We start from the raw sequence: 8,082 nt of genomic DNA, 5'->3' as shown, positions 1-8,082 counted from the left end.
CGCCGGCCGCGCCGGTCTCGCAGGGTCAGGCGCCGCAGCCGGCCACCACCGCGCCCGCGCAGGCGGCTCCGGCCAACGGCGGCGCGGACGCCGGCGACGCCGGCTACGTGACCCCGCTCGTCCGCAAGCTCGCCGCCGAGAAGGGCGTCAACCTGGCCACCCTCGCCGGCAGCGGGGTCGGCGGCCGGATCCGCAAGCAGGACGTACTCGACGCGGCAGCGAAGGCTGCGGCGCCCGCCGCCGCGCCCGCAGCCCCGACCACGACGGCGGCCGCGCCCGCCAAGGCGGAGCCGAGCCCGCTGCGTGGCCGCACCGAGAAGATGTCCCGCCTGCGGGCCGTCATCGCCAAGCGCATGGTCGAGTCGCTGCAGGTCTCCGCGCAGCTGACCACGGTGGTCGAGGTGGACGTCACCAAGATCGCCAAGCTGCGCGACCAGGCCAAGGGCGAGTTCGTCAAGCGGCACGGTGTGAAGCTGTCGTTCCTGCCGTTCCTGACGCTGGCCGCGATCGAGGCGCTGCGCGTGCACCCCGAGGTCAACGCCTCCATCGACATGGAGGCCGGCACGATCACGTACCACGACGCGGAGCACCTCGGCATGGCCGTGGAAACCGAGCGTGGCCTGATCGTGCCGGTGATCCACAACGCGGGCGACCTCAACCTGGCCGGCATCGCCAAGCGCATCGCCGACCTGGCCGAGCGCGCCCGGACGAACAAGCTGACCCCGGACGAGATCTCGGGCGGCACCTTCACGCTGACCAACACCGGCTCGCGCGGCGCGCTCTTCGACACGCCGATCATCAACCAGCCGCAGGTCGCCATCCTCGGCACCGGGGCGGTGGTCAAGCGCGCGGTCGTGGTGAACGACCCGAACCTCGGCGAGATCATCGCGCCGCGGTCGATGATCTACCTGGCCCTCTCCTACGACCACCGGCTGGTGGACGGCGCGGCGGCCGCCAAGTTCCTCACCACGGTGAAGGAGCGCCTGGAGGCCGGCGCGTTCGAGAACGACCTCGGCCTGTAGGCAACGTTCGGATCTTGCGGGGTGCCGTCGCGGACGCGACGGCACCCCGTCCTGTTCTCCGGCCCGGATAGGCGAGGATGGACGCATGCGTATCGTGCTGGCCGGCGGCTCGGGATTCCTGGGCTCCCGGTTGCGGGCCCGCTTCGCGACGACCGGCACCGAGGTGGTGAGCCTCGTCCGTCGGGCGCCGACCGGGCCGGACCAGGTCCGGTGGTGGCCCGACAAGGGCGAACTCGCCCCCACCGCGCTCGCCGGCGCCGACGCGGTGATCAACCTGGCCGGCGCCCCGGTCGGCCCGCGCCGCTGGACGAACGGGTACAAGGCGCTGCTCGTACGCAGCCGGGTGCAGACCACCGGCACGCTCGCGCGGGTGATCGCCGCGCTGCCGGCCGAAAAGCGGCCGGGCGTGCTGCTCAACGCGTCCGGCGTCGGTTTCTACGGCGACACCGGCGACACGGCCGTCGACGAGTCCGCCCCCGCGGGCGACCGCTTCCTGAGCGAGCTGTGCAAGCTGTGGGAGGCGGCCACGGAGCCGGCGGCCGACGCGGGCGTACGGGTGGTGCTGCTGCGCACCGGCCTGCCGCTGCACGCCTCCGACGGGCTGCTCAAGCCGCTGCTCATCCCCTTCCGGCTGGGCGCGGGCGCCAAGTTGGGCTCCGGGCGCCAGTGGTGGCCGTGGATCTCGGTGACGGACTGGGAGGACGCCGTCCGGTTCCTCATCGACCGCGCCGACCTCGGTGGCGCCGTGAACGTCACCGGCCCCCATCCGGACACCAACGCCGAGTTCACCCGCGTCCTGGCCGAGCTGCTGCACCGGCCCGCCCTGCTGACGGTGCCGTCGCCGGTGTTCCGGGCGGCCCTGGGCGGGTTCGCCGACGAGTCGCTGATCAGCCAGCGCGTGCTGCCGGGGGTACTGTCGAACGCCGGGTTCGCGTTCCGGCATCCGACGCTGCGGGAGGCCCTCCGTGCCGCGCTGGATCTTGACCGGCCGGCGGATCTACCCCACGTGTGATCCATCAAGGAAACCTCAAGGCCGGCGGGCGGCGGCCGATCGGGCTGACATGGCCAAAAGTCCCCGGCTCGCCGCCGTTCTCATCGTCCGCAACGAGGAGCACGTCCTCGCCCGCTGCCTGCGCTCCCTGCAGGGGATCGTGGACGAGATCCACGTGCACGACACCGGCTCGACCGACGCGACGCCGACCATCGCGGCCGAGCACGGCGCGAAGGTGACCCACGGCGAGTGGCCCAACAGCTTCGCGGTGGCCCGCAACCGCGCCCTGGCCAACGTCGGCCCGCACGTGTCCTGGGTGCTCAGCATCGATGCGGACGAGGAGGCGGTGGCCGACCCGGCGAAGCTGCGCCGGCGGCTGGCCAACGCGGCCGTCGACCAGTACGTCGTCGACATCACCAACTTCGACGAGGACTCGACCTACACGCACCGGGCGGACCGGCTGTTCCGGCCCGCGCGATGCAGGTGGGAGGGCGAGCTCCACGAGCACATCGTCCCGCGCTCCCGGCCCACCACCGCGGCCGTCATGCCCGCTGACACGCTGGCGCTGCGCCACACCGGGTACGCCGACGCGGACGTCGTCAAGGTCAAGGCGGAGCGCAACCTGGAGCTGGCGCAGGCGGTCATCGACCGGCTGGCCGCGCAGGGCGACGCGGCCGACCCGACCGAGACCGCGCGCGCGATGTACGAGCTCGGCCGGAGCCTGGTGGGCGCGAGGCGCCGGCAGGAGGCCGTCGATGTGCTCGAGATGCTGCGTGAGCTGTTCCCCGGCACGCCCCAGTGGCTCCTGGGCACCGACTTCCTGGCCCGGCACCTGCTCATGGAGGGCATGCCGGACGCGACCCTCGTTCTCGTCGAGCAGATGCGGGCCGCCGGGGCGTCGCCGATGTACTGCGACTGGGTCATGGCCCACGCCATGGAGGTCGCCGGCGCCAAGCGCATCGCCCGCCGGCTGATGGAGAACGTCACCGAACTCGTCGGCCCCGCCGGCATCCGGTACGAGCGGGAGACCGTCGAGAGGTACCGGAGGCATCTGGCAGAGGTGGCGTGAGGTCCTTCACGGCGACGACGCGGGCGGGCCGACCTAGGCTGGCAGGGTGACCACCGTGCTTCCCGTGGCGCCCCTTGCCGTGATCCGGCCGGGCGTCGTCGACTACGCCACCGCCTGGCAGGACCAGCGCGACCTGCACGCCGCCGTCGTCGCCGAAGAGCGCCCCGACACGGTGGTCCTGCTGGAGCACCCGAGCGTCTACACGGCGGGCCGGCTGACCCAGCCGTTCGACCGTCCGCTGGACGGCACCCCGGTCGTCGACATCGACCGGGGCGGCAAGATCACCTGGCACGGCCCGGGCCAGCTCGTCGGCTACCCCATCCTCACGCTGCCGGAGAAGCGCCTCGGCAAGCCGTACAACGTGGTGGGCTACGTGCGCCGGGTGGAGCAGCTGCTCATCGACGTCTGCGCCGAGTTCGGCCTGGCCACGGGCCGCGTCGACGGGCGCAGCGGGGTCTGGCTGCCGGCCGACGACCGCGGGCCCGAGCGCAAGATCGCCGCGATCGGCATCCGCGTCGCGCGCGGCGTCACGATGCACGGCTTCGCCCTCAACTGCGACTGCGACCTGCGCGCGTTCGACGCGATCGTGCCGTGCGGCATCCGCGACGCCGGCGTGACGTCGCTGAGCGCCGAGCTGGGCCGCCGGGTCACGGTGGCCGAGGCGATGCCGGTCGTGGAGCGCCACCTCGACACGCTGCGATAGGAGGGCGGGCCGGGCCCACCCTCCTATCCGCTACGGCGTCAACCGGTGCAGGTCGCGCGGGAAGAGCGTGACCTCGCGGACGTTCGTCGCCTCCAGCAGCCGCATCATGAACCGCTCCAGCCCGATCGCGAACCCGCCGTGGCGCGGCATCCCGTGCCGGAACACCTCCACATAGGACTCGTAGGGGCCGATCGGCTCGCCCGCCGCCGCCAGCGCCGCCACGTAGTCCTCATACCGGTGCAGCCGCTGACCGCCCGTGACCAGCTCAATGCCGCGGAACAACAGATCGAACCCGTTCGAGTACGCGGGCCGCGCCGGGTCCGGGTGTGTGTAGAACGGCCGCTTCGCCATCGGGTACCCCGTGACGAACAGGAAGTCCGACCCGTGCTCGCGCCGGGCCCACTCCCCCAGCCACCGTTCGTGCGCGGGGGCGAGGTCGGGCTCCGCCGACAGGTCCTCCCCCAGCGCCGCGCCGACCAGCGCCAACGCGTCCGCGAAGTGCACCTGCGGGATCTCGGCCGGAACGTCGGGCAGGGTGAGACCCAGCGCGGCCACCGCGGCCGCCTCCCGCTGCGCGACACTCGCCGTCATTGCCGCGAGTACGTCCCGGAGTACGCGCATGACGTCGCGGTGGTCGGAGATGAACCCGAGTTCGACGTCCAGCGACGTGTACTGGGCCAGGTGGCGCACCGTGTCGTGCGGCTCGGCCCGGAACACCGGCCCCACCTCGTAGACCCGCTCGAACACGCCGACCAGCGTCTGCTTGTAGAACTGCGGCGACTGCGCCAGGTAGGCGGGGCGGCCGAACCAGTCGAGCGCGAACACGTTCGCCCCGGACTCGGTGGCCGACGCGACCACCTTCGGGGTGTGCACCTCGACGAAGCCCTCGCTGTCCAGGGCCGCCCGGAACCCGGCCACCGCCGCCGCGCTCATCCGGAACGCCTGCTGGCGCGGGCCGTGGCGCAGGGCGACGGCCGCGTGGTCGAGCATGGTCGGCAGGGTGGCGGTGAGCTGCGGGCGGTACAGGTCGAACGGGGGCGGCACGGCGGCGCCGTCGGGCGCCCGTACCACCGGGTCTGTCAGCTCGACGCCCGCGGGCGCCGCGGCGTTCGCGACCACCTCGGCCTCGACCTCGACGATCGTCTCCTCGGTGAGCTTGCACAGCAGCTCGCGGGTCGCCGGCTCGGCGACCACGACCTGGGCGAGGCCCGCGCGGTCGCGCACGATGAGGAACGCCACGGACTTGAGCAGCCGGCGGCGGTGGACCCAGCCGGCGATGGTGACCCGCTCCCCCACGCGCAGGGGGAGCTCACGGGACAGGATGCGTTGCATTGGTGGACCTCCTCTGTTGTCGCAACGCGATCCCCAGGGAGGTGTGGGCGAGCGGGAACCTCGCGGTGCCACCACACCTTCGCCGCGGCCCTCGCGGGCCGCGGCCTTCATCGTCGCCTGATCACGGGGGCCGGCCGGCGGGGTCTACTACGCCGAACGTCGGCGGTTCTTCCCGCAGCTCAGGAGGGTCTTCGCGGACCGGGGCCAGGCCACCTTCGCAGCTGCCGGTGGCTCTCTTCGCTGGCGGTCCGGAGCGCTACTTGTCTCCGTCGTCGCTGTTGGAACGAAGTTACCAGCACTGTCACCCGGAATACGGGGCGTCGGTGTGGCTCATCTCGGTCAGGTGTCCGCCGGCGAGCTGGTAGGTCGCGGTGCGGCGGAGGTTCACCTGCGCCATGGGGGCGTCGTCGGTGCGGGTGAGGTAAACGACCTTGGCCTTGCCGCCGGCGATCGTGATCGACTCGACGGGGGTGCGGTCGCCCAGGTCGGCCACGGCCGCGCAGACCGGGTTACCGCCCACGTTGCGCCACGCCACGAGCGTGAAGAAGGTGCCCGTGCCGCCGTTGGTGAGCGCCACCACGCCGAGTGCGTCGGCGGCGCCGTCGCCGGTCAGGTCGCCGATGCCGCACGGCTCCAGGAGCGTAACGGTGTTGCCGTCCTCGCCCGACCAGACGCCGTCGCCGAGCGGGATGCTGTCGTGGTACCCGTTGTAGCTGATCGTGGTGCTCCCCACGGCGGCGCTCCTGAGCTGGGCGCACTTCAGGGCCGCCGGCGTGGCGGGCCTGGACCTGGTCGGCTTCGCGCTGGTCGCGGGGGCGCCACCGAGGCCGCCCTCACCGGACACGGCGCTGGTCGCGGCGGCCGCCGGCGAGTCGGACGTCGCCGCGGAGCCGGCGGCCCTCTTGTCGTCCCCGCCGCCGCAGGCGGCCAGCAGCGCCGCGCAGAGCACCAGCACCGGGGCGTACTTCGCGAACCTGACCATCGTGGTCTCCCTGTCCACGCGCCGCCCCGCCGGCGCTGCCGTCCTTGATCGGCGCAGGGTAGGGCTCTGGACGGCCGAATGTCCGGGAACGGTCGTGATGCGGACTACCTAGGTAGCGAACGTGAGCCTCGTCGCGGTCCGGGTCCTGACGTCCCGTGCGGGCGTACGCTTTTGCGGTGACCACCGTTGCCCCCGAGGGCCGCCGCCTGCTGCGCATTGAGGCGCGCAACGCCGAGACCCCCATCGAGCGCAAGCCGCCGTGGATCAAGGTCAAGGCGACCATGGGCCCCGAGTTCTCCCAGCTGCGCGGCCTCGTCCAGCGCGAGGGCCTGCACACGGTGTGCCAGGAGGCCGGCTGCCCCAACATCTACGAATGTTGGGAGGACCGGGAGGCCACCTTCCTCATCGGCGGCGACCAGTGCACCCGGCGGTGCGACTTCTGCCAGATCGACACGGGCCGGCCGGCCGAGTTCGACGCCGACGAGCCCCGCCGCGTCGCCGAGTCGGTGGCCACCATGGGCCTGCGGTACGCGACGATCACCGGCGTCGCCCGTGACGACCTGCCCGACGGCGGCGCCTGGCTGTACGCGGAGACGGTCCGCCAGATCCACAAGCTGCTCCCGGGCTGCGGCGTCGAGCTGCTGATCCCGGACTTCAACGGCGACGCCGGGCAGCTCGCCGAGGTGTTCGGCGCGACCCCCGAGGTGCTCGCGCACAACCTGGAGACGGTCCCGCGCATCTTCAAGCGGATCCGTCCGGCGTTCCGCTACGAGCGCTCCCTCGACGTGATCACCCAGGCCCGGGCGGCCGGGCTGGTCACCAAGTCGAACCTCATCCTGGGCCTGGGCGAGGAGCGCGCGGAGGTGTCGCAGGCGCTGCGCGACCTGCACGCCGCCGGCTGCGAGCTGATCACCATCACGCAGTACCTGCGCCCCACCCCGCGCCACCACCCGGTGGAGCGCTGGGTGAAGCCGGAGGAGTTCGTCGAGCTGCGCGAGGAGGCCGAGGAGATCGGCTTCTCGGGCGTGATGAGCGGGCCGCTGGTGCGCTCGTCCTACCGCGCCGGCCGCCTCTTCCAGCAGGCCGTCGCCGCCCGCGGCTGATTCCGGGCCACTGCGGCCGCTCGCCGACGTTTGGCCAGGTACGTGCGGAACTCGGCGCGCGATGACACACGTAGTGGTCCAAACGTTGGCTGCTCCTGCCCATCCGCCGGCACGACGGGCCGGCAACGCCGCTCTTGCGACCGGCGAGGGGCGGTTTGTCGCTTATCGGGTCGCCGGGACTACGCGTTCGCCCCGCATTCAGTGATCGTGGAACGACGCGCCTCAACGCTTTGGCCGGTCGCGGCCGGGCACTCCGTCAGGACGACGCCGTCTCGGCGAGCAGGCCGAGTCGGTGGGCGACGGCGGCGGCCTCGATGCGGTTGGCGACCGCGAGCTTGGCGATGATCCGCGACACGTGCACGCTCGCCGTCTTCGGCGAGATGTAGAGCGTGTCGCCGATGCGCCGGTTGCTGTGCCCGGCCGCGACGAGCCGCAGCACCTCGACCTCGCGGGCGGTGAGCACCTCGGCCCGGCCGCCGGGTCCGGCGGCGGCGGAACGGACCGCCGCGCGCAGGCCGAGCCGGCGCGACAGCGTGGTCAGCCGCTCGCGTAGCGGCGCGACGTCCAGGCCGGCCGCGATGGTGGCGGCCCCCACGATCGCCCCGGCGGCCGGCGCCCGGTCGCCGGCGGCCGCGGCCGCCTCGGCGAGACGCCCGAGCGCGGACGCCAAGGGGTACGGCTGGCCGTCGTGACGCCACGCGGCCACCGCCTGCCGCCACGCGTGATCCGCCTCGGCGGGCGGGGCCAGCTCGGCGGCGACCTGCGCCGCGTACGCCAGCTCGGCGGGGTGGTTGGCCGGGACGGAACCGGCGAGGCCGCGGACCCATTCGCGCAGCGCGCCGACGGCGGCGGCGGGCACCGAGCCGTCGGCGGCGACCGT

At 73.2% G+C, this 8,082-nt stretch carries 8 protein-coding genes; 5 read left to right on the top strand and 3 right to left on the bottom strand.

Going from position 1 to position 8,082, the window contains the following annotated elements:
* The 4 genes from sucB to lipB all read left to right on the top strand — a co-directional run.
* The coding region (sucB, locus tag ABD211_RS19280; RefSeq protein ID WP_344133560.1) for a 2-oxoglutarate dehydrogenase, E2 component, dihydrolipoamide succinyltransferase at positions 1-1,022 on the top strand (1,022 nt) is incomplete at its 5' end.
* Positions 1,023-1,107: 85 nt separating this feature from the next.
* Positions 1,108-2,034 carry a TIGR01777 family oxidoreductase gene (locus ABD211_RS19275; RefSeq protein ID WP_344133558.1) on the top strand — a complete coding sequence of 309 codons (927 nt, stop codon included), beginning with the start codon at positions 1,108-1,110 and terminating at the stop codon, positions 2,032-2,034.
* Between the two features lie 49 nt (positions 2,035-2,083).
* A complete protein-coding gene (locus ABD211_RS19270) occupies positions 2,084-3,082 on the top strand; it encodes a glycosyltransferase family 2 protein (protein ID WP_344133555.1) in 999 nt (332 codons plus the stop codon).
* A gap of 55 nt (positions 3,083-3,137) precedes the next feature.
* On the top strand, positions 3,138-3,785 hold the full coding sequence (gene lipB, locus ABD211_RS19265; protein WP_344133563.1) for a lipoyl(octanoyl) transferase LipB: 648 nt from the start codon (positions 3,138-3,140) through the stop codon (positions 3,783-3,785).
* Between the two features lie 30 nt (positions 3,786-3,815).
* On the opposite strand, the gene aspS is transcribed toward lipB, so the two are convergent.
* Both aspS and ABD211_RS19255 read right to left on the bottom strand, forming a co-directional pair.
* Positions 3,816-5,117: an aspartate--tRNA(Asn) ligase gene (gene aspS, locus ABD211_RS19260; protein WP_344133552.1), complete on the bottom strand. Its 1,302-nt coding sequence runs from the start codon at positions 5,115-5,117 to the stop codon at positions 3,816-3,818.
* A gap of 301 nt (positions 5,118-5,418) precedes the next feature.
* Positions 5,419-6,099, bottom strand: coding sequence for a hypothetical protein (locus ABD211_RS19255; protein WP_344133549.1), 681 nt, complete (start codon positions 6,097-6,099; stop codon positions 5,419-5,421).
* 176 nt (positions 6,100-6,275) lie between these two features.
* Between ABD211_RS19255 and lipA the strand changes: the two genes are divergently transcribed.
* Positions 6,276-7,202: a lipoyl synthase gene (gene lipA / locus ABD211_RS19250; protein WP_344133546.1), complete on the top strand. Its 927-nt coding sequence runs from the start codon at positions 6,276-6,278 to the stop codon at positions 7,200-7,202.
* 256 nt (positions 7,203-7,458) lie between these two features.
* Here the strand turns inward: lipA and ABD211_RS19245 are convergent.
* Positions 7,459-8,082 (bottom strand): helix-turn-helix transcriptional regulator (locus tag ABD211_RS19245; protein ID WP_344133543.1); only part of this gene is annotated, 624 nt, incomplete at its 5' end.

It is taken from the genome of Luedemannella flava, assembly GCF_039528515.1.
GTDB classification, from domain to species: domain Bacteria; phylum Actinomycetota; class Actinomycetes; order Mycobacteriales; family Micromonosporaceae; genus Luedemannella; species Luedemannella flava.
This window is presented reverse-complemented; position numbering and strand designations above follow the sequence as displayed.

Coding starts and splice junctions, on each gene's coding strand:
- ABD211_RS19255 (WP_344133549.1), bottom strand. CDS start 6,099: ATGGTCAGGTTCGCGAAGTACGCCCCGGTGCTGGTGCTCTGCGCGGCG.
- ABD211_RS19270 (WP_344133555.1), top strand. CDS start 2,084: ATGGCCAAAAGTCCCCGGCTCGCCGCCGTTCTCATCGTCCGCAACGAG.
- aspS (WP_344133552.1), bottom strand. CDS start 5,117: ATGCAACGCATCCTGTCCCGTGAGCTCCCCCTGCGCGTGGGGGAGCGG.
- ABD211_RS19275 (WP_344133558.1), top strand. CDS start 1,108: ATGCGTATCGTGCTGGCCGGCGGCTCGGGATTCCTGGGCTCCCGGTTG.